Annotated in this window: 1 protein-coding gene; it reads left to right on the forward strand. The window is 61.8% G+C overall.

The window, feature by feature from the left end; translation table 11 throughout:
* Positions 1-233, forward strand: a 233-nt coding sequence (grpE, locus tag A3728_RS15820) for a nucleotide exchange factor GrpE (protein WP_082858009.1), incomplete at both ends; no start/stop codon positions are given.

The raw sequence follows: 233 nt of genomic DNA on the forward strand, positions 1-233 counted from the left end.
GCAGAAAGAGATCTCCGCGGCACTGCTTGAAGGTGTTGAACTGACGATGCGCGAACTGCTGAACGTGTTCAAGAAGCACGGGATCGAGGTGATCGCACCCGAGGTGGGCGACCGGTTCGACCCGCAGCATCATCAGGCCATGTTCGAAGCGCCCGTGCCCGGCACCAAGGCGGGGGACATCATTCAGGTCGCCGCCGAAGGTTTCATGCTGCACGATCGTTTGCTGCGGCCCG

Origin of the sequence: Sulfitobacter sp. HI0040, assembly GCF_001634885.1 — a bacterium.
In the GTDB taxonomy this organism is placed as follows: domain Bacteria; phylum Pseudomonadota; class Alphaproteobacteria; order Rhodobacterales; family Rhodobacteraceae; genus Sulfitobacter.